Here is a 21889-nt window from a genome sequence, read left to right as displayed (position 1 = left end):
TCATGATTGTGAAGAATATTGCTGGTATCTCTGCTCAAAGTAGAGACACAACCTGGAAGTGGTTTATCGTCATCACAGTAATAGTTGCTTTATCTCTAATCTTGATTGTTTTTCCATCTCCTAATCTTGAAAAATTATCAATTCAGCAACAAGTAGCTTATAGAAATCAAGCGTTAATTACTACTGCTATAGTGTTTCTGGGGCTAGGGGTGATGATTCACGCTTATTATATATCTAAACGGACACAAGCGTTGCAAAAAAATGCGATCGCTACTGAGAAGAATTTGGCAATTGGGATGCAGAATACCAAACTCTTTCAAGATAAAGTGATTGCCGACTGTTTTCTTGGTGCCATAGCCCAACTTGGACATGAAAAAGTAGAGACTCGCACAGGTGCAATTTATGCTTTAGAACGAGTTGCTCAAGATTTCCCCCAAGAACATTGGACAATTATGGAAATTCTGACAGCGTTTGTGCGAGAAAATGCGCCCATTGCACCAGAACATCAACATAAAACAATAGTTGATTTGGAAACACGCCAAAATAGAGTGCATCCTGACCTGCAAACAGATTTACATTGGCAATCAGAATTAGTGAAACCCCGTACCGATATTCAAGCAGCACTGACGGTAATAGGTAGACGTAATTATCTCTTAGATAAAGAAAATCATAAGTTAGATTTGCGTCATACCAATATGCGAAAAGCAGATTTACCAAAAGCGAATTTGCAACGCGTAGATTTACGTGGGGCTGATTTGTGCGGGTCTGATTTGAGGGAGTGCGATTTACGAGAAGCTGATTTAGATGCAGCACAATTAACAGGTGCAATTCTCTATGAAGCTAGTTTGGTAAAAGCAAATATGCGGGGAACTAATTTAAGTTGGACGAATCTCAATCGTGCTAATTTGTGTGGTGCTAACTTGCGTACCGCTAATTTGTTTGGTGCGAGTTTACGTTCTGCTAATTTGCAAAATGCAAATCTCTATAAAGCCAATTTACAACAAGCTACTCTCAAAGCTGCTAATCTGTCTGGTGCCAAGTTATTTTTGGCTAATTTGCAAGGGGCAAAGTTAGGAAAAGCTAATTTACATTTAGCTGGATTAATTGGTGCGAATTTGCAAGGGGCAAATTTAACCGGCGCAAATTTACAAGGGGCAAATTTAAATGCAGCTAAATTACAGCACACCGATATATACTTTGCTGACCTGAGTACCGCTAGTTTGACAGAAGCTGATTTATCTCAAGCTAAGTTGATGGGTGCTAATCTTGCCGGTGCCACTCTAGAAGAAGCTAACTTGTCTTGGGCAAATTTGATGGGTGCTAACTTATTGGATGCTCAAATGGCTGATGTGCAGCTAGGCGGGGCGATTCTCACAGGTGCAAAAAATCTGCAATTACGACAAATTTTGGTGGCATTAGGCGATCGCACTACTCGCCTTCCCGATTATATCGAAGCACCAACTAACTGGCGGCAATCTGGTTGAAACAATGCTGAATTTCTAGGGTATTCGGGTGCATCCTGCTTTTTATTGTTTACTGACTATTTGTTATTCCCATCAATATTGAAAATGCAAATATTGTTAAATAATCACAGTTTACAATTCACAAATTCAATATAGTAACCGATAGAGTAGAGATATGTAAGAAAATTTTGACAAAATCATGATTTAAATTAGGAAATAATGACTTATTGATTGTTCCTTGATTTCTCTTTATCCAATAAAAATACACTTTATTAAGTATACTATATTTTTAAAATCTAATTTGTCACTTCAGTTAAATTCGCAATTATTTCCTTAGTAGCTAAATTAGCTTTTTATCTTGAGTAAATCATAGTAATTATTGACAAAGACCAAAAAATGTAGAAGCAACTTTGAGCAAGCTGTGAGGTTGCTAGGTTTAGCCTGTGACAAAAAAATGTTATTTTTGAGGGTAAAATATTTATGCAGCTTGATATTACTAACAAGTTAGCAACAGATCAAGGATTAGCAATTAATCCTAGTAGCACAACAGAAACGTTCACTACCCAGGCTGACAAAAGCATTAGTATCTATGGTCGTAGTAGTTCACTATTCACGAACACAGAAACTGCTACCATCAACGGCACATTTAACAGCAATAATGGCTATGGTTTAATTAACGCTGGGTCAGCAGTCAGCAAAGCTGTAGGAGCAAATCCCTATACAGATGTAGCACCAGTAGGTGGCAACAACTGGGGAGCCGATATGGTCAAAGCACCCACCGCTTGGGCTAATGGCTACACCGGCAAAGGCATAATTGTCGCCGTATTAGACACAGGGGTAGACTATAACCACGAAGATTTAAACAATAATATCTGGACAAATACCAAAGAAGTTGCAGGCAACGGCATCGATGATGATGGCAATGGTTATGTAGATGATACCAACGGCTGGAACTTTAACGATGGCAATAATAACGTTTTAGACAACAACGGTCACGGTACTCATGTTTCTGGCACCATTGCCGCTGAAAATAACAGTTCTGGGATAACTGGCATTGCCTATGATTCTCAAATTATGGCAGTCAAAGTCCTAGATGAAAATGGTTCAGGTTCCTACAATTCCATCACCAAAGGAATTTATTACGCCGTTGATAATGGCGCTAAAGTCATTAACTTAAGTCTGGGGGGTAATTCTGGTAATAAAAACTTGCAAACAGCCTTGGAATACGCCAGCAGCAAAGGTGTAATTGTGGTGATGGCAGCAGGTAACAATGGTAGCTCACAACCAGCCTATCCTGCACAGTATGCGAACAAAACAGGTATTGCGGTGGGAGCAGTAGACCAAAATAACAACTTAGCTGACTTCTCCAACCGTTCTGGTTCTACAGACATGGCTTATGTGACTGCTCCTGGTGTAGATATTTATTCAACACTACCGAATAATCAATATGCGTATTACAGTGGCACATCGATGGCATCACCTCATGTTGCTGGAGTAGTGGCCCTCATGCTCAGTGCCAACCCCAACCTGACAGAAAGTCAAGTCCGTACCATTGTCATGGATACATCAGTCAATGGCAATAATCAACAAACTCCACCATCCAGTCAACCTTCCTTTGACTCACCATCTTTGTTTCCTCCCTTCGATTCTATTCTTCCCATTGATTTAATTAGTCGGGTAGTAGAAGGAAACTTTACTTTCAATGCTCAATCAGAATCTAAAAATAAAACTGAACCACCAGTACAATTTCCACCGGTAGTGGTAGCTATTGGTGAAGATGGACTAGAGTTGAGATTTGGTGACACTGAAACTTCCACACCAAAAATTGAAAGTATTAATTATCAAAATGTCAATAATGACAGATTAGTCAATCAAGCATCTCTGTCATTATCCCGCTATTACGATAGTGGCAATGTTAAATATAGTGTCTCTAACTACACTCAAGAAGGAATTTTTCCTCTATCTGAATAATGGTTGTTAACTATGCTCAATCCTAGCCATGTGAGGGTTTTTGAGGTGGATTTAAGACCAGAAAAGTTCATCTTTTCCACTATATTATTGGTGATAAATTTACCTCAAATGACAGGTTTGTTGCTGATAAAACGATTGAGGTAAGTTTGCAATCTTTCATGTTTGGGACTGTCAACCCTCAGATGCCATACCCATTTAGGCCGCTACACTACATCCCCAAAATTAGGATGAGGAATAGAATTCAATTACACCCTGATATTAAGCCAAAATCCCCCAGAGTAGGCACTGGGGGATTTTTAATTTTTAATTTCTGTGTCTGGTAAAGGTGGACGTACAGATAAATAAACTAAGGGGCCAAAAAAGGGAATTAATGCAAATAACCAAAATAATTGATGATTTTTCCAACCCCTCCTAGCCATGTCATCTCCTAATAAGGATGGAAAAATTAAACCCAACATGCAAAAATCTAAACTCATGACATGAATGAAGCGGCTACTATGCCATTGCTGGACAAAATTAGCCCAATCACCTTGTAAACCATAGACGATTAAGGCCCCTGCGATCAGCGCAGCAGCCATCCCAGTGAGATGAGAGTCGAGAATTTTGATTAATAGGGATTTTTTGCCCTCAAATTGTGGGTTGGGGTCTCTTAAGGCTAAGTATGGGAGGATAGCAAAGGCTCCCACTCCTACGGATGCGATCGCAAATGGCCAAGCGCGGACTTTTTGACCTCTGCCATCCATCAAGATGACAGCAGTATAAATGAGTGCCCAAATACCCAACAAGTTAAACAAGGCTATCACCAAGGGGTTAATTCCTTCCCACTGGAAGACCAGCATATTTTTAATTAACTCGGAGGTGTTGGGATCATTAGGAGGAGCAAATAAAAAGGCATAGGTAATAAACCCTAGCCAAATTAAACCAAAACCTATTTTTCTAACCATACAGTCAGTGTTAACTAAAAGCCTCTGAGAGATAATCTGCGGCTGCCGCAACTACAGCGATCGCACTCTCATAGTCTAGCCTGGTCGGCCCCAAAACCCCCACACTACCCACCGGAATAGAACCTCGACGATAGGTAGAGGAAATCAAAGAACAAGTACGTATCGGCTCCAAGGGGTTTTCTGTACCAATTCTGACAGTTACCCTTGGTTTTCCTGCATCTTCGATTTCCGGTTCTTCACAAATTAATCGCCACAGTTGCTCTTGTTCTTCTTCCAACATGTGCATAATCGTTTGCACCTGCTGTACTTGCGAAAACTCTGGTTGACGTAATACCTCTCCTACACCCCGCACCATAATTTGCGTCGCCGATGGGGATACGGCACGCTTTGTTAATTCCGTCAATGAGTTCTTTAAAAATTCGCTGTAGTGTTGAAACTCCCGATCTAATTCACTCCAATTCAGATTAGCCAACTCTAATAAACTGCGACCCCGCAAATGGCTATTTAAAAAATTCGAGACGATTTGTAACTCACGGTCAATTACTTCTGGTTCAGGTTCAGATGCTGATGGCTGGTTAAATAAATCCATCACTTTAGAATGGGTTTCATAACCATCCGTCACCACAATCAACATAATTCGACCTGATTCAACTTGTAAAAGTTGGATGTGTCTCACCAATACCGTTGTCGTTTGCGGCATGGTAATTAATGTAATACACCCGCTTAAGGTGGCTAAAATTTGGGCTGCGCCTTGTAATAGAGCTTCTAGGCTCCAATCTTCCCAGTGAAGACGCTGTTGTAAAGCTGTTTCCACCTCCTTAGCTAACACTTCTGAAGGTGTAATCAGTTGGTCTACATAAATCCGATAACCAGAATCCGAAGGTACTCGGCCCGCGGAAGTGTGTGGTTGATAGAGTAACCCAGTTTTTTCTAAAACGTTCATGACGTTACGGATCGTCGCTGAACTGACTCCCAGGTCAAATTCTTCAATTAGAGCCTTGGAGCCAACAGGTTCTGCTGTAGCAATATAGTGGCGTACCGTTGCCCAAAGTATATGCTGTTGTCGATTGGTCAGCTGGACTTGCATAAGGGATGTTTTACTGAAGGCAAATCTTAATTAAAGTTTGAAAAAAATTTGTGATTTAAGGCACAAAGAAGATAAATTATTAATTAATTCAAGATAGCAAATTATATACTTATATTATATAAAGTCAGCACAAACCTTACTTGCTCTAGCTGATAATGCGTATTTTCCTCTATATTCATGCTTGTACTAGAAAATTTGTGATAGATAGTCAATGCCTTGATTTATCAGTAGTATTTCATAAGCCAATGGTATAGGCTGTGTGTTTAGCTACTAATTTTTATTTTAAAATTTGTACAATTTTTGACAACTACTTTTCTGAATCTGTAGTCAAAATATCCAGTTTTTTGTTCCTGAAGAGTCAATCAAACACTAGAGCTTGTTATCGCTTTTTCATCAAAAAAGCTGCTTTTATGATGCTGATATTGCCCTAATTATGCAGTTTGAATATGTTTATTAGGTGACAGTTAACAGGTGACAGAGGAAGAAGACAGAAGTTACAGAAGTTACAGAATAATTAATGCCATTGTTGAGGAAGAAGACAGAAGTTTTTGATTGAATTGGTATAACAACAGCGCGGGTTAAACCCGCACCTGGAAGGAATGATGGATTTTTTGCCAGTCCCTTAACTGCAAAGGATATGAATTGACACTTTAAAGTTAATACGTAGGAATAGAAGGATCTACTCGGTGGGAGTAAGCATCAATACCTCCAGTAATATTTTTAACATTTGTAAAACCTTGGGTGACTAACCACTGGCACATTTGAGCAGATCGCATTCCGTGATGACATAAAACCAGAGTTTCCGCATCAGGATTCAAGCGAGTGGTAATATCCTTATGCCATTGCTCATATTCACTCAAAGGCAGATTTACAAAGCCTTCAATCCTTGCTAGAGCCACCTCTTGGGGTTCGCGCACATCTACTAGTTGCAGTCCTGCTTCTCCCTCCGCTAAACGTTGCGCTAGTTCCTCTACGGTTATTTGGGTAATGGGTTGACCAAAAGATTGACCTGTCATGCACTTTTTATAAGAAAAGAATGTCAAAAGCTCTTTGAGAGGCTGAAAATAGATAAGAGACAGCACTGAAAGAGCAACATGAGTTAAGCATACCGCAGCAGCCTCATCGACGCATATTGTCTAAAATTAAAACTCTTGTGGGGTGGGCATCTTGCTTGCCATACATGTGCAAATTAAAGGGTTATCAGACGTTCCGTCGGAACGTCTCTACCAGGGTTTCTGGAGATGTCTATTGAAGGTGTTAACGAACCTTATTATCACTTTATCCCATCACTAACAGTATAATTACGGAAGAGGGCTTATTATCGGGTAATTTTGGGGTAATTAACGATGAAATTAGATTTTGCCAGGTTTTTTAAAGCTTGTAACCCTGCTAAGACGTTGGTAATGGGTCAAGCTGAGGATAGGCAATATTATATTGATTTCTCGGAAGTTAGGGGTGCGAGGATAATTGAAGAGTTAAAACGCACTATTACCCGACTCTCACCTGAAGACCCTACTTGTCAATTATTTACCGGACATATTGGTTGTGGTAAATCTACGGAATTACTACGGTTGAAAACAGAATTAGAACAGCAAGATTTTCATGTAGTCTATTTTGAATCTAACCAAAGTCTAGATATGGCTGATGTTGATGTTACAGATATTTTATTAGCCATTGCTCGTGAAGTCAGTCAGAGTTTAGAAGGAGTCAAAATCAATCTGCATCCTGGATATTTTCAAAACTTGTTTACAGAGGTTGCGAGTTTTTTACAAACACCAATCGAGTTGGGAGTAGAAGCAGAGTTATCGGTAGGTATTGGTAAAATCACTGCTAAAACTAAGGATAGTCCTAATTTGCGGAGTCAATTAAGACAACATTTAGAACCTCGCACCAGAAATATCTTAGATTCTATTAATCAAGAATTACTCAAACCGGCACGGGAAAAACTCAAGCTGCAAGGCAAAAAAGGTTTAGTGGTCATTATTGATAACCTAGATAGAATAGATAATGCTCCTAAACCCAATGGTCAATATCAACCGGAATATCTATTTGTTGAACGTGGTGATCAGTTAAAAAACCTCAATTGCCATGTAGTCTACACAATTCCCCTAGTATTGATCTATTCTAATGCTTTAGCTAGGTTAAATAATCGGTTTGGTGTCAGTCCCAAAGTTTTACCAATGGTTGCAGTCCAACAAAGAGATGGGTCAGATTTTAGCTTGGGAATTACACTCTTACAAAATATGATTATGGCTAGAGCATTTCCTGGAGAAAATTGGCAAGGAACAACGGAACTGATTGGGGAAGTTTTTGATAATCAGGAGACTTTAGAGCGATTATGTAAAGTGAGTGGTGGTCATTTACGGAATTTATTATCCTTGTTATATAGTTGCTTGCAACAAGATGATCCACCTATTTCTCGTGACTGTTTAGAAAGAGTAATTAAGAAAGAATCTAATAGTTTGACCCGTGCCATTGATAATGATGAATGGCAATTATTACAGCAAGTATGGCAACGCAAAAGTATTCAAGGGCATGAAGAATATGAAAGTTTAATTCGGGATTTGTTTGTTTTTGAATATATAGATGAAGATGGGTCTTGGTTTGACATTAATCCACTTTTACAAGAATCGCCAAAGTTTAGGTTATGAGTCATCAGTACCAACCAGAGGATGTTGATATTGAAAATGAGGGTAATTTGCAGATTTTAAATAGAGCAATTACCCTGTCTCAAGGTGATTTTTCATTGATTTTGCTGCGTTGTAATTACAGTTTTATTCGTGAACAAATAGTTCAAAAATTACAGGCAAGGGAAACTACAGATATTATCACGATTAATTTACCACCACATATCAAAACCCTATATACAAATATAGCTGAACAATTTCTCAATCACCAACCATCAGCATTAATGGTATTGGGTCTAGAGTCTGTAGAAAATATTGATATTGTACTGACTGCGGCTAACCAAGTACGAGAACAGTTTAGAAATAATTTTCAATTTCCCCTGTTGCTGTGGGTAAATGATGAAATATTAAAGAAATTGATTAGGTTAGCACCAGATTTAAAGAATTGGGCGACTACGATTGAGTTTACAAGCCCTAATAATCAATTACTGGATTTTATTCAACAGGAAACAGATAGAATATTTGCAGGTAATATAACTAATCTTGTACCTGCTTATTTCTGCCAAGAGTTAGAAAGTGCTAAACAAGATTTACAACAAAGAGGAGAAGTATTAAACCCTGCTGTTAATGCTAGTTTAGAATATGTGTTTGGTTATCGTGATTATTTAGATGATAATTTAGATTCAGCTTTAGAACATTATCAACATAGTTTAGCTTTTTGGCAAGAAAGCAATAATTTAGAGAGACAAGGTACACTGTTAGTTAATATCAGTTTAATTTACTATCGAAAAGCCTCAATCAGTCAGGTAGATAGTCAAAATTCATGGTCAGAAGCAAGGAACTATTTTCAGCAAAGTTTAGAGATTTTTAAATACACAGAAAATCAAGATTCATTATCTCAATACATTACTTTACTATGTGAAGTGTATTTGAAGCTAGAATCGTGGTATGAATTAGAGAAATTAGTTAATGAATCACTAAAAATACATCAACAACAAAATAATTATAGGTTATTTCTGTCTAAGGATTATAGTTTTTTAGCGGAATTAGCCTTACATAGAGCTAACTTTCAAGAAGCTAAAAAATATGTAGAAACAGCATTATACATATTAGATGATGCTGTAAAAATATTGTCTCAAGAAAATAAATCTGAATTAACTTTACCTAACCCTCTCCCCTTAGGAGATGGAACAAGAGATAATGATGATAAAACCTCTCTTATAAAAGGAGAGAGGTCTTTACATATTTCTCAAAATGAAGAAGCATATTATCAATTTCTCTTAGCTAAAGCCTATCATGGTTTAGAGGATATTTCAGCTAGTATTGAACAATTAGAAATCGCCAAGAACAACTATGATATTCAATATAATCCTCATCTATATATTGAGATTTTAGATAAATTAAATCAAGTCTATTTTCAACAAGGTGAATATTTAAAAGCCTTTACTACTAAAAAAGAAAAATTGCAACTTGAACAACAATATGGTTTGCGGGCATTTGTAGGTGCATCTTATATTAATCCCCAACGGCAAGCAATTAATTCTACACGGTTAGAACCAGACAACACAGTTAAAATTGCTCCTGAAATTTATGCTTCTGGTCGAGAAATCGATGTCAGAAGATTATGTACAAGAATTAGCGGTACTCAAGATAAATTAACGGTAATTCATGGTCAGTCGGGAGTGGGGAAAAGTTCAATTTTACAAGGTGGTTTAATTCCTGCACTCCAACAACAGCCAATTGAAGCGCGAAACGCTTTACCGATTTTATTACGAGCTTACACAGATTGGGTAGGAATATTAGGACGTGCTTTAGCACAAAAAATAACTAGTTTGGATGCTAACTTTTTAAAATCACCAGATGCAATTATCAAAGAGTTGCGAAAAAATGCTGAAAGGAATCTGTTAACAGTTTTAATATTTGACCAGTTTGAGGAATTTTTCTTTGTTTATCAAGACCAAGGGCAAAGAAAACAGTTTTATAATTTTTTACGAATCTGTTTCAACATTCCTTTTGTAAAAATCGTCTTCTCCTTACGAGAAGATTATTTACATTATTTATTAGAATTTGAGCGGTTATTTGATGTCACTGTCATTAATAATAACATTCTCGATAAAAGTATTCGCTATTATCTGGGTAATTTTTCACTTGCAGATACAAAAGCTGTAATTAAAACTCTCACCGAAAAAACGCGCTTTTACTTACAAGCAGAATTAATTGATGAATTAGTCAAAGACTTAGCAGGAGATATTGGGGAAGTTAGACCAATTGAATTACAAATAGTCGGTTCACAATTACAAACTGAACAAATTAAAACTTTAGAGAAATATCAAGCCTTTGGTAATAAAGAAAAATTAGTTGAAAAATTTTTAGAAGATGCTATTAAAAATTGTGGTACAGAAAATGAACAAATAGCCCGACTGGTTTTATATTTACTTACAGATGAAAATGGTACAAGACCTTTAAAAACTCGCGCTGAGTTAGCAGAACAATTAGTAGCAGAAAGCAAAATTTTAGATTTAATCTTACAGATTTTTGTGGCTTCGGGTTTAGTTTTACTTTTACCAGAATCACCTGCGGATAGATATCAATTGGTACATGATTATTTAGTTGAGTTCATTCGGCAACAACAGGGAAATGAATTATTAGAGGAATTAGTAGAAACAAAAAAGCAGCTTAAGGACGCAGAAGAAGCAAGGCAAATATTATCTGATGCCAAACAAAAAGCAGAACATCAAATTCAAAAGGCTAATTTCAGATCAGCTTGGACTTTAGGAGTGACAGGACTTTTTTCTGTACTGGTTATTATGCTTGCAGCGTATGCAGGTCAACAACTTAAAACTGTCGAATCAGAAGTTAGAAATTTACTGAATTCAAAAAATCATGCAGAGCAGAAATTAAAATCTTTAAATCAAGAACAGATATTAACTCAAAACAAATTATCAGAATTACAAACAAAAGCTCAAGAATTAGAAAATAAAAAGAATAGTGCTGAAAGTAAAGCTAAAACTGCCGATTACAAGCAAAAAGCATCAACTAAAAAGTTACAACACACTCAATCTCAACTGCAAAATATTCAGCGACAAGCTGATAAATTAGCACAAGAAAATAAACAAGCTCAGGAAAGAATTAAACAGGCTATTACCAAAGCGGACATTGCGGAAGAGAAATCGCAACAAGCAGAAGCAAAACAACGGGAAGCTATTTCGCAAGCTAAAAAAGCTGAGGAGATTCGCAAAGAGGCACAAGCCGCCCTAACAACAGCATATCGAGCTAAAAAAAAAGCCGAAACAGAACAACAAGAAGCACTACAGGGAAAAAACCTAGAGCGAGCAGGAGTTAATTCTTTAAGACAATTTGAATATGAAGCTTTACCATCTTTGATATCTGCAATTAAAAACGGCAAAGAAATAAAAAATATCGTTAAAGATGGCCGTCCCCTGGAAAAATACCCAGCTTTTAGCCCTATTTATGCGTTAAATACTATTGTTGACAATATTAAAGAACGCAACCAATTAGTCCATCAGGATACAGTCTTAAGCGTGAGTTTCAGCCCCTACGGCAAAACCATTGCTACGGCATCCGATGACAAGACAGCGCGGTTGTGGGACTTGCAGGGCCAACTTTTGAGAGAATTTAAAGGTCATCAGGGTTGGGTTCATAGCGTGAGTTTCAGCCCCGACGGCAAAACCATTGCTACGGCATCCGCTGACAAGACAGCGCGGTTGTGGAACTTGCAGGGTCAACTCATTCAGGAATTCAAGGGGCATCAGGATTCTGTCAATAGTGTGAGCTTCAGCCCTGACGGCAAGACCATTGCTACGGCATCCGATGACAAGACAGCGCGGTTGTGGAACTTGCAGGGTCAACTCCTCCAGGAATTTAAGGGGCATCAGAGTTATGTCAGAAGTGTAAGTTTCAGCTCCGATAGTAAAACCATTGCTACGGCATCCTTAGATAAGACAGCGCGGTTGTGGGACTTGCAGGGTCAACAAATTCAGGAATTAAAAGGGCATCAGGGTCTTGTCTGGAGTGTGAGTTTCAGTCCCGACGGCAAAACCATTGCGACAGCATCCAGTGACGGGACAGTGCGGTTGTGGGACTTGCAAGGACAACTTTTGAGAGAATTTAAAGGTCATCAGGGTCTTGTCTGGAGTGTGAGTTTTAGTCCTGACGGTCAAACCATTGCTACAGCGTCCTTAGATAAGACAGCGCGGTTGTGGGACTTGCAGGGTCAACAAATTCAGGAATTAAAAGGGCATCAGGGTGCTGTCTTAAGTGTAAGTTTCAGTCCTGACGGACGAAGAATTGCTACGGCATCCTTAGATAAGACAGCGCGTTTGTGGAACTTGCAGAAGCAACAAATTCGGGAATTGAAGGGGCATCAGGGTGGTGTCAATAGTGTGAGTTTCAGCCCCGACGGTAAAACCATTGCTACGGCATCCTTAGATAAGACAGCGCGTTTGTGGAACTTGCAGGGGCAAATAATCCAGGAGTTTAAGGGGCGTTATTATCCTATCTTTGGTGTGAATTTCAGCCCGGAGGGTAAAACCATTGCTACGGCATCCTTTGGCAAGACAGCGCGGTTATGGAACTTGCAGGGTCAGGAATTGATTTGGTATGAGAGTGAGGTCAATAGTGTGAGTTTCAGCCCCGATGGTAAAACCATTGTTACGGCATCCTTAGATAAGAAAGCGCTGTTGTGGAACTTGCAGGGGCAAATAATCCAGGAGTTTCAGGGGCATCAGGGTGGTGTCAATAGTGTGAGTTTCAGCCCCGACGGTAAAACCATTGCTACGGCATCCGATGATAAGACAGCGCGGTTGTGGAACTTGCAGGGCCAACTGCTACATGAATTTATTGGTCATCAGGGTGGTGTCAATAGTGTGAGTTTCAGCCCTGATGGCAAAACCATTGTTACGACATCCGATGATAAGACAGCGCGGTTGTGGAACTTGCAGGGCCAACTGCTACATGAATTTATTGGTCATCAGGGTGGTGTCAATAGTGTGAGTTTCAGCCCTGATGGCAAAACCATTGTTACGACATCCGATGATAAGACAGCGCGGTTGTGGAACTTGCAGGGCCAACTGCTACATGAATTTATTGGTCATCAGGGTGGTGTCAATAGTGTGAGTTTCAGCCCCGACGGTAAAACCATTGCTACGGCATCCTGGGACAATACAGCGCGATTGTGGAACTTGCAGGGCCAACTGCTACATGAATTTATTGGTCATCAGGATTCTGTAAATAGTGTGAGTTTCAGCCCGGACGGTCAAACCATTGCTACGGCATCATGGGACAATACAGCGCGGTTGTGGCCGGTGCGGGATTTAGACCGGGCTTTAAAGGATGGTTGTGCTTGGTTGCAGGATTATTTGCAGAATCCTAATGTGGGTTTGAGTGAGGAGGATAAAAAATTATGCGACGATATTTAGACCTGTTGATTAGACCGATGGTGGAAATGAATCGTAGAGAAGTTTGGACAGAATGTCGGGACTTATAGCAATTTTTTTATGACATCTACTTACCAGTCTGGCCTGCCTTCATCCAGCTGAGGCAGAGATAGCACAGGAATCCTATACTATTTCATGGTGGCAGAAAAGCTGAAAAATAGGTTTAGTGTGAACAGACAAAACTCCTTCTTTGGTTTTTTAGTGGCTGGTGTGATTGGGTTAGTTTTACTGGGTATTGCTGGCTTTTACTGGTTTGTGGGTCGCAGTCCTGCTCATCTTGTTGCCTCTCGTTCCCAACCTGGTGCGGCAATATTTGTCTCGAAGCTAGCACCTGTAATGGTGTCTTTGCTAGTTAATCCTGAGAAGCTACAGAAATTAGATACCCAGGGAGAACTGGCTGAGATTAAACATAATCTATTCGAGAAAAGCAATATAGATTACCAAGAAGATATTCGCCCTTGGTTGGGGAATGAGATTACTTTAGCTGTAACTAGTAAAGATTTAGACCGAAATACAGAAAATGGTTTTCAGTCAGGATATTTGATGGCACTAGCTACAGAAAAACCAGAGAAGAGTCGCGAGTTTTTGGAACTGCTGTTTTCTAAACGTGCTTTGTTGGGAGCAAAATTAGAGGTTGAACAATATCAAGGGATTAAGATTATCTACGACAATCATCAAGTGGCTGCTGGTGCTAAAAACCAAAATACTTTAGCTGGTGCAGTTGTGGATAATTTTGTTTTATTTGCCAATGACCCCAAGGTGTTGCGAGAAGCAATTAATAATTTACAAGCACCGGATTTGAATTTAACTAGTTCGCGAAAATATCAAAAGGCCACGGAACAATTACCCGAACATGCAGTAGCAGTGGCTTTTTTAAATTTGCCTATGGTAGCCCAATGGCAAGGGTTAAAATTGTCTGCTGCCACCTATGACAGTGAAATTATGGGTTTGGTGTTAAATCCCCAAGGTTTGTTGGCAGAAACCACATTTTTAGCACCGACAAAGGCGGAATCTTCAGCACCGTTATTAGCTCAACCTATAGCAGCTTGGCGTTACATTCCTGAATCGGCTGGTGTGGCTGTAGCGGGTGTTAATTTAACGAATTTAGAAACAAGCAATTTAGCAAAACTTTGGAAACAGGGGACTAGCACTCTTTACGGTACTGGGGAAGATGCTTTGGGTCGTTTGGCTCAACCTTTAGTAGAGATACAAAAACGCTGGGGATTGAATTTTAATCAGGATATTTTTAGTTGGGTGACAGGAGAATATGCGATCGCACTTCTACCACATACCAATAATTCTCTCCCTAGTTGGGTGTTTGTGGTGGAAAAATCTCCTCAACTAGAAGCAGGGATTGTAAATTTAGACAAAATTGCTAGTCAAAACGGCTTAAATGTCAATTCCCTCACCTTAAATAATCACCAAATTCTGGCTTGGACAGAGTTAACCACTGCTAAACAAAAGCAAGCACCATTATCAGTAGAAACTAAAATCCGAGGTGCCCATACATCTTTAGATAATTACGAAATTTTTGCCTCAGACTTGGAGATAATGAATCAAATCCTTGCTACCCCAGCAAAATCTGTCCTAGATAACCCCAATTTTCAAAAGGGTATAGCAGCCATACCCCAACCCAACCAAGGCTACGTTTATCTGGACTGGCAAAAGAGCCAAGGTTTGCTAGAGAAGCAAATACCTTTGCTGAAATTTGTAGAAGTGTTAGGTAAACCACTTTTTCACAAATTGCGATCGCTTACAGTCAGTAGTTACGGCAGCGAGACAGGAATTCTCAAAGGTGGTGTCTTCTTCCAACTCAATCCGTAATCAGTAATTGGTAATTTGTAATTGGTAATTAATCGTAGTTTTACCAATCACAAATCGCTAATGACTAATGGCAAAATTAGTATATATAGTTACTTTTTAATATTGTTGGAGGACTAATATGCCATTTTGTCGCCTCCGGCTTCAGTATGCCCTTGGGATAATTTTAGCTACATTTACTATTGTCAATACCTCATCTGTAGCCGCAGAAAAAGCTAATTTTGGCACAGTCAAACTGGCTCCAGGTTTTGACCAGGCTCAAGGCACAGTCACAGGTTATACCAACGGTGCTTATTCTTTATCGGCCATGAGTAATCGCGATCGCCATCAGAAAGCCTGTATTGGCTTTGGTGACCCCAATCCCGATCACATTTTGGTGTTAGAAAAAGACTTTGATAATCTCAAAATTTTAGTCAATACTGGCGGTTTTGACACCACCTTATTTATCCAAGGCCCAGACGAAAAAACAATTCGCTGTGGTGATGATACAGGTAAAAGTAAAGATGCGAGTGTGAGCGATCGCGACTGGAAACAAGGAATCTATCGCATTTGGGTAGGTACATTTGACCCTGGTGTTAAACGTAACTATACCCTCACCATCCAGCCCTGATTAACAGGGCAAAATCACTGTTGGAATAACTTACACCACCTGCCCTATCACAAGTGCCTCGCTTTGCGAGGGGCTTGGCTAGGGTGTGCTTTTGTCTGGCGATGTAACAAATTCGTTACAATGTTACGGAATATAGCGTTGCATTACCGCCAAGCGATAGATACTATAGATAACTACTCGCAGTTAACTACTATTGGTTCATACAACTTTACAATTTAGTTTATTTGTGGGGAGTCAGTCGCGTAAAGACTCGTTAGCGATGTGGCTGACTATTAGGCAAACAGGGACGATCTGGAAATGATAAATTGTCCAAAGCGCCTATTAAATTGTTTAAAGTTATGTAGCCTTTTACTTACAGCCCATCAAGCACTGCGGTAAACTATGCCTTGATTATGATGCTTTCGCAGAGAAGAACACTCGAAAGGAGCCGTTTTTTCAATGTCTCATACCGTAAAAATCTACGATACCTGCATCGGCTGCACCCAATGTGTCCGCGCTTGTCCTACTGACGTTCTGGAGATGGTTCCTTGGGATGGCTGTAAAGCTGCTCAAATTGCCTCTTCTCCCCGGACAGAAGACTGTGTAGGCTGCAAACGTTGCGAAACTGCTTGCCCCACTGACTTCTTGAGCATCCGCGTTTATCTCGGTGCTGAAACAACTCGCAGCATGGGTCTAGCGTACTAAGAGTTTTAAAATTCTTGGTACTTGAGTGCTGGGAACTGAGATTAAGAAGAAACAAGATTTTTGGCTTATAGCTGTCTTGCTTCTTCCCTCAGGACTCAGCACTTGTTTTTTTCTGAATTTCTGTCCCCAATAGCAGGTGACAGGTGATAGGTGACAGGTGACAGGTGACAGGTGACAGGTGACAGGTGACAGGTGATAGGTGACAGGTGACAGGTGACAGGTGACAGGTGACAGGTGACAGGTGACAGGTGACAGGTGATAGGTGACAGGTGATAGGTGACAGGTGACAGAAAGAGAGGGGGGAGTAGAGGAGAGAGTTTGAATTGGTATAAATATCTTGTCTACGGCTATACCATCAGAATATTTGCTAAAATGACCCTTTTATGCTGACCAAGGTATTGAATCTAATCATCCTCAAATAGGAGGGGTGTGAGCTATGTGCGGAATTGTTGGATATATTGGCACTCAACCGGCGACAAATATTCTGCTAGCTGGGCTAGAAAAGTTAGAGTATAGGGGTTATGACTCAGCTGGTGTCGCGACTATTTGGGAAGGTGAGGTTCATTGTGTCAGAGCTAAAGGGAAGCTACATAATCTGCGTTCTAAGCTAGAGCAAATAGAAACCCCTGCTCAAATTGGCATTGGTCACACTCGTTGGGCTACCCATGGTAAACCAGAAGAATATAATGCTCATCCCCACATGGATACGGCATTGCGAGTGGCTGTGGTGCAAAATGGTATTATTGAAAATTACCGCGAATTAAGGGAACAACTGAAAGGAAAGGGTCACGAATTTCGCTCCGAGACAGATACCGAAGTAATTCCCCATCTGATAGCTGAGTGTTTAAAGCATATTCCCGAAAATCCCCTTTCTCCTTCGCGGTTTTTTGACGCTGTGCGGGAGGCCGTGGGTAAACTAGAGGGAGCATTTGCGATCGCTGCTATTTCGGCTGATTATCCTGATGAACTGATTGTCATTCGTCAACAAGCACCTCTGGTAATTGGTTTTGGTCAAGGAGAATTTTTCTGTGCCTCTGACACCCCTGCCATTGTCTCCCATACCCGCGCTGTATTGCCCCTAGAAAACGGTGAAATCGCTCGCTTAACTCCTTTGGGGGTGGAAGTTTATAATTTCGCTGGACACCGCCTGAAAAAGCATCCTCGCACCCTCAACTGGAATCCCATCATGGTAGAGAAACAGGGATTCAAGCATTTTATGCTCAAGGAAATTTATGAGCAGCCAGGTGTAGTCAGAGCGTGTTTAGAAGCTTATTTTCCTGGTGGGTGGAATGCCCAAGCTAATGATCAATCTCCCGTGACATTGGGTATAGATGAGGCATTGTATGCAGATTTAGAACAAATTCAAATTGTCGCTTGTGGAACCAGTTGGCACGCCGCTTTAGTAGGTAAATATTTATTAGAACAACTAGCAGAAATTCCGACTCAAGTACAATACGCTTCTGAGTTTCGCTATGCGCCATCACCCCTCACTGCCCATACTTTAACTATAGGTGTCACCCAGTCTGGGGAAACTGCCGATACCTTAGCAGCGTTAGGAATGGAAAAAGAACGCCGTCAAGGGAAGGAAGCTAAGTATCACGTGCGACTGCTAGGAATTACCAATCGACCAGAAAGCACCTTGGGTAATATGGTAGCCAATATTATCAATACCCATGGAGGTATTGAAATTGGTGTAGCAGCGACAAAAACGTTTATTGCTCAATTAATGGCGTTTTATGCTTTAGCTTTAGATTTAGCTTACCGTCGTCAAACTCTCACAGCCGCAAGATTAGCAGAAATCATTAATGGTTTACGTCAACTACCCGCAGAAATTGAAGCAATTTTAGAAACTCAAGAACGTTATATTGAGCATTTAGTGCATGATTTTGCCGAGACAAAAGATTTCATTTTTGTCGGCAGAGGAATTAATTTTCCCATTGCTTTAGAAGGTGCTTTAAAACTCAAAGAAATCAGCTATATCCATGCAGAAGGCTATCCAGCCGGAGAAATGAAACATGGGCCCATTGCTTTGTTAGATGCAAAAGTGCCAGTAGTAGCTATAGCTATGCCTGGTAATGTATATGAAAAAGTGATTTCTAATGCCCAAGAAGCGAAAGCCAGAGATTCCCGATTAATTGGTGTAACTTCTGTGAATGATGGGGAAGCGGCAGAAATTTTTAATGATTTAATTCCTGTTGCTGAAGTGGAGGAAATATTGTCACCTATTTTGACAGTTATTCCCTTGCAATTGTTGGCTTATCATATTGCTGCACGGCGTGGTTTAGACGTAGACCAGCCTAGAAATTTGGCGAAGTCAGTAACTGTTGAATAATTAAAATAAAGGTAAAAATTGAATTTTTGGGGAAATAAAAACCTTGGAAAATTAATCAATAAGTTATACATTTATCCTATGGTTGTATATAAAAACCATAGGATAATTTTTTTGTATAGGATTGATTAACATTATATGCGACGTGACTCTATTTTTTATTATTTATTTCAACAATCCCCCAAGCTGCTGTTTGAGTTAGTAGACAATCCACCAGCGAATGCAGCTAATTATCGCTTCGATTCGGTAGCGGTAAAAGAGCCAAAGTTTGAAATTGACGGGGTGTTTTTACCACCAGAAACCGAAGCACCAGGGGTTGTTTATTTTTGTGAGGTGCAATTTCAAAAAGATGAGCGACTGTATGAGCGTTTGTTTGGGGAGTTGTTTTTATATTTTTATCGAAATAGAGAACGTTTCCAAGATTGGCAAGCGGTAGTAATTTATCCAAATCGCAGTACAGAACAAGGGGAAAATAAACCCTATCGCGCACTTTTGAGTTCTGAACAAGTACATCGAGTATATTTGGATGAGTTAGGAGAAATTGAACAATTACCCCTGGATGTGGGTTTGTTGGTTTTAACAACGCTAGAGGAAGAGGAAGCACCAGCAGCAGCAAGATATTTGCTCAACCGTTGTCAGCAGGAATTAGCCGAAACGGTAGCCAGTCGCGCCATAATGGAGATAATTACCACAATTATTTCTTATCGGTTTACTCGTTTAACTCGTGTGGAGATAGAAGCAATGTTAGGTATCAGTTTTCAGCAAACTCGCTTGTATGAAGAACTTAGAGAGGAAGCTACTGAACAAGGTAGACAGCAAGGAGAAGTAAATCTTATCCTGCGGTTATTGTCTAAAAGATTTGGGGAAGTCCCAAGTCAGCTAAGAATCGAGATTGAAAAGTTATCGCTGCCACAGTTGGATGCTTTGACTGAGGTGTTATTAGATTTTGTAAGTTTAGATGATTTAGTTGTTTGGTTGCAGAATTTAGAAGCTACTACTGAGAAATAGAAGCACGCTTTTCAAACATACCAAAATACTAGCTGAAGTTGAGGAAATATTGTCACAATTTTTGACATTTATTCCCTTGCACTTGTTGGCTTATCATATTGTCGCACGGCGTGGTTTAAAATTTGAATGATGAAAAGGCGATCGCTTGATAGGTAAGTTTCAACTAGCAGCAAACTCAGTAAATTTTCGTTTGTATGGGGCTTTAAACGCCAAAACTATATCTTGTTTAGGAACTCCAACTTCTACTAATTCATTAGCTACTCCGATTTCCGTTCCATCGCGTTCGATCCAAATTTTGCCATCTTTAATTTCTACGTAAATAATACAACCAAATATTCGCGTTAGGTCTTGCCATCCAATATTAAGAACTTGATAATGATCGCGCTCAGTATCAAATAACAATTTGACTTCTGTCTGGCTATTTGAGCGATTTTTCGCATGACTTTCCAGAATTTTTTGGACGATTTCTCTATAATTTAGTCTCTCCATATAACAATCTCCTCTCGCTCTGGATTAAAAATTAGTAATTTTAGTTGATATTCCCCAATTATTCTTTGAATAAACTTCCGACTAAAAAACTCATTATAAACATCTACTGGAACGGCTAAATACAAAATCCGCTCAGGTTCGGTCAGCCTCAGTGCTGAACGGTAGTTGAGACATTGACCAAGAGCTAGGTGAAATTCAGTTACGTCTGAGGCTCCTAAAAAGGATTTTATCTCTACTGCTATTTTTTTACCAGTTTTTTCAGCAGCTAGAATTCTCTCTGCTGTTAGGTCTATGTAAAAATCAATATCCTCAACTTGAATAAATAGATGCTCGTCAGTAATTGTCCATTTATCTTTTTCAAGGGCTGTTTTAACTGTATTATGAAATATATCTTTAGCTGGCATACGTATATTAAATCTATTTAACTACTACTCATACCATAAGGTGATCGCTCTTTAAAATGGCTTTGATGATAGATTTGCGATCGCTCTCTGGCATAAGTAGGGGGATAGCCGGAGGCTTAAGCTTTGCTTATCACGCTTCGGTAAAATGACTTTGGTAAAAGATAAGTTGTGATGGTTGTGGAATAATTTGTAATTAATTGAAATTAATTACTGAATGCTTTTGTATAATACCTGATAATAGCAATCTATCTAAATTATGATTTGCCTGAATTAGGACTATCAAAAATACCAATATTTTCCAACTTACATCCAACTATCCCAAATATGCCCAATACCCTAGAACAAGCCCTAGCCAGCCTACCTGACAAAGCGAAAGAAGTCACAGTTGGGCAAAACTTCATGCCCGAATTCTTCAAAGCATTGGGTTTCAAGCCTTCCACAGAAGTTTATCCCGAATTCAGCACAGGCATTGGTAACGAAGCGGTAGATTTTGCCCTTCGTCACAACACAAACAACTCAGACATCTTTCTCCACACCGGAAATAACCCCCAAATATTAATAGAAATTAAAGGCAGAGACATCAACCTCACCGAAGGCACAGCCCAATATCGCAACATTGTAACTCAAATCAAAAGATATTTACTTTCCCCCAACAGCAAAACCGTTGAATGGGGCATCATCACCAATTCATGCCACATCCAACTCTTCAGAAAACACGGTAAAGTCATCCACCCTGTCACCCAATGTTTAGAAATAAACCTTGATAACATCACCAAAACAGTTAAACAAATCAAACAGAAAATTATCAGTCCCCCAACAGCCCTCACCGTAGCCATCTACAACAACAAAGGAGGTGTAGGCAAAACCACAACCACAGTTAATCTAGCAGCAGAAGTGTTGAATGTTAAGAAAAATGCGATAAAAACAGCCCAAAATATGTTAGATTTTGGGCGAAACATTAAAGTATATCTATTTGATAGTGATTATAAATTCATT

At 39.5% G+C, this 21889-nt stretch carries 15 protein-coding genes and 1 pseudogene; 11 read left to right on the top strand and 5 right to left on the bottom strand.

The features are described 5' to 3' along the window. Window positions 1–26 precede the first annotated feature (26 nt). Both H6G73_RS19595 and H6G73_RS19590 read left to right on the top strand, forming a co-directional pair. Window positions 27–1484 carry a pentapeptide repeat-containing protein gene (locus H6G73_RS19595; protein ID WP_390840492.1) on the top strand — a complete coding sequence of 486 codons (1458 nt, stop codon included), beginning with the start codon at window positions 27–29 and terminating at the stop codon, window positions 1482–1484. Between the two features lie 459 nt (window positions 1485–1943). Further along, window positions 1944–3434, top strand: a complete 1491-nt coding sequence (locus H6G73_RS19590; RefSeq protein WP_190607527.1) for a S8 family peptidase — start codon at window positions 1944–1946, stop codon at window positions 3432–3434. A gap of 296 nt (window positions 3435–3730) precedes the next feature. On the opposite strand, the gene H6G73_RS19585 is transcribed toward H6G73_RS19590, so the two are convergent. The 3 genes from H6G73_RS19585 to H6G73_RS19575 all read right to left on the bottom strand — a co-directional run bounded on the left by H6G73_RS19585 (window position 3731) and on the right by H6G73_RS19575 (window position 6481). Beyond that, a complete protein-coding gene (locus tag H6G73_RS19585) occupies window positions 3731–4378 on the bottom strand; it encodes a DUF2834 domain-containing protein (RefSeq protein ID WP_190607525.1) in 648 nt (215 codons plus the stop codon). Between the two features lie 10 nt (window positions 4379–4388). Further along, on the bottom strand, window positions 4389–5465 hold the full coding sequence (gene hrcA / locus H6G73_RS19580) for a heat-inducible transcriptional repressor HrcA (protein WP_190607523.1): 1077 nt from the start codon (window positions 5463–5465) through the stop codon (window positions 4389–4391). Window positions 5466–6121: 656 nt separating this feature from the next. Continuing rightward, a complete protein-coding gene (locus H6G73_RS19575) occupies window positions 6122–6481 on the bottom strand; it encodes a rhodanese-like domain-containing protein (RefSeq protein WP_190607522.1) in 360 nt (119 codons plus the stop codon). Between the two features lie 330 nt (window positions 6482–6811). Between H6G73_RS19575 and H6G73_RS19570 the strand changes: the two genes are divergently transcribed. The 8 genes and pseudogenes from H6G73_RS19570 to H6G73_RS25175 form a co-directional block, all read left to right on the top strand. After that, window positions 6812–8116 (top strand): ATP-binding protein, encoded by a 1305-nt coding sequence (locus tag H6G73_RS19570; RefSeq protein ID WP_190607520.1) that lies wholly within the window; start codon window positions 6812–6814, stop codon window positions 8114–8116. Next, complete coding sequence (locus H6G73_RS24545; protein ID WP_242034247.1) at window positions 8113–13530, top strand: WD40 domain-containing protein; 5418 nt, start codon at window positions 8113–8115, stop codon at window positions 13528–13530. Before H6G73_RS19570 ends, H6G73_RS24545 begins: the two co-directional genes overlap by 4 nt. Before the next feature lie 153 nt (window positions 13531–13683). After that, window positions 13684–15372 carry a DUF3352 domain-containing protein gene (locus H6G73_RS19560; protein WP_199317781.1) on the top strand — a complete coding sequence of 563 codons (1689 nt, stop codon included), beginning with the start codon at window positions 13684–13686 and terminating at the stop codon, window positions 15370–15372. A gap of 118 nt (window positions 15373–15490) precedes the next feature. Continuing rightward, window positions 15491–15979, top strand: a complete 489-nt coding sequence (locus H6G73_RS19555; RefSeq protein ID WP_190607518.1) for a hypothetical protein — start codon at window positions 15491–15493, stop codon at window positions 15977–15979. A gap of 438 nt (window positions 15980–16417) precedes the next feature. Next, the gene (gene psaC, locus H6G73_RS19550) at window positions 16418–16663 is read left to right on the top strand and encodes a photosystem I iron-sulfur center protein PsaC (RefSeq protein ID WP_012411495.1); all 246 of its coding nucleotides are present in this window, start codon (window positions 16418–16420) and stop codon (window positions 16661–16663) included. A 436-nt stretch (window positions 16664–17099) separates the two neighbouring features. Continuing rightward, window positions 17100–18995: a glutamine--fructose-6-phosphate transaminase (isomerizing) gene (gene glmS, locus H6G73_RS19545; RefSeq protein WP_190607517.1), complete on the top strand. Its 1896-nt coding sequence runs from the start codon at window positions 17100–17102 to the stop codon at window positions 18993–18995. 135 nt (window positions 18996–19130) lie between these two features. After that, window positions 19131–20000: an Rpn family recombination-promoting nuclease/putative transposase gene (locus H6G73_RS19540; RefSeq protein WP_190607515.1), complete on the top strand. Its 870-nt coding sequence runs from the start codon at window positions 19131–19133 to the stop codon at window positions 19998–20000. Window positions 20001–20028: 28 nt separating this feature from the next. Further along, window positions 20029–20130, top strand: a pseudogene (locus tag H6G73_RS25175) (SIS domain-containing protein); the annotation flags it as partial. Window positions 20131–20159: 29 nt separating this feature from the next. On the opposite strand, the gene H6G73_RS19535 reads toward H6G73_RS25175, so the two are convergent. Both H6G73_RS19535 and H6G73_RS19530 read right to left on the bottom strand, forming a co-directional pair. Continuing rightward, window positions 20160–20489 (bottom strand): XisI protein, encoded by a 330-nt coding sequence (locus tag H6G73_RS19535; protein WP_190607513.1) that lies wholly within the window; start codon window positions 20487–20489, stop codon window positions 20160–20162. Further along, complete coding sequence (locus H6G73_RS19530) at window positions 20477–20893, bottom strand: XisH family protein (protein WP_190607511.1); 417 nt, start codon at window positions 20891–20893, stop codon at window positions 20477–20479. Before H6G73_RS19530 ends, H6G73_RS19535 begins: the two co-directional genes overlap by 13 nt. 324 nt (window positions 20894–21217) lie before the next feature. Here H6G73_RS19530 and H6G73_RS19525 point away from each other — a divergent pair. Next, window positions 21218–21889: AAA family ATPase (locus tag H6G73_RS19525; RefSeq protein ID WP_190607510.1), on the top strand; the 672-nt coding region annotated here is incomplete at its 3' end.

It is taken from the genome of Richelia sinica FACHB-800, from assembly GCF_014698825.1.
Taxonomy (GTDB): domain Bacteria; phylum Cyanobacteriota; class Cyanobacteriia; order Cyanobacteriales; family Nostocaceae; genus FACHB-800.
This window is presented reverse-complemented; position numbering and strand designations above follow the sequence as displayed.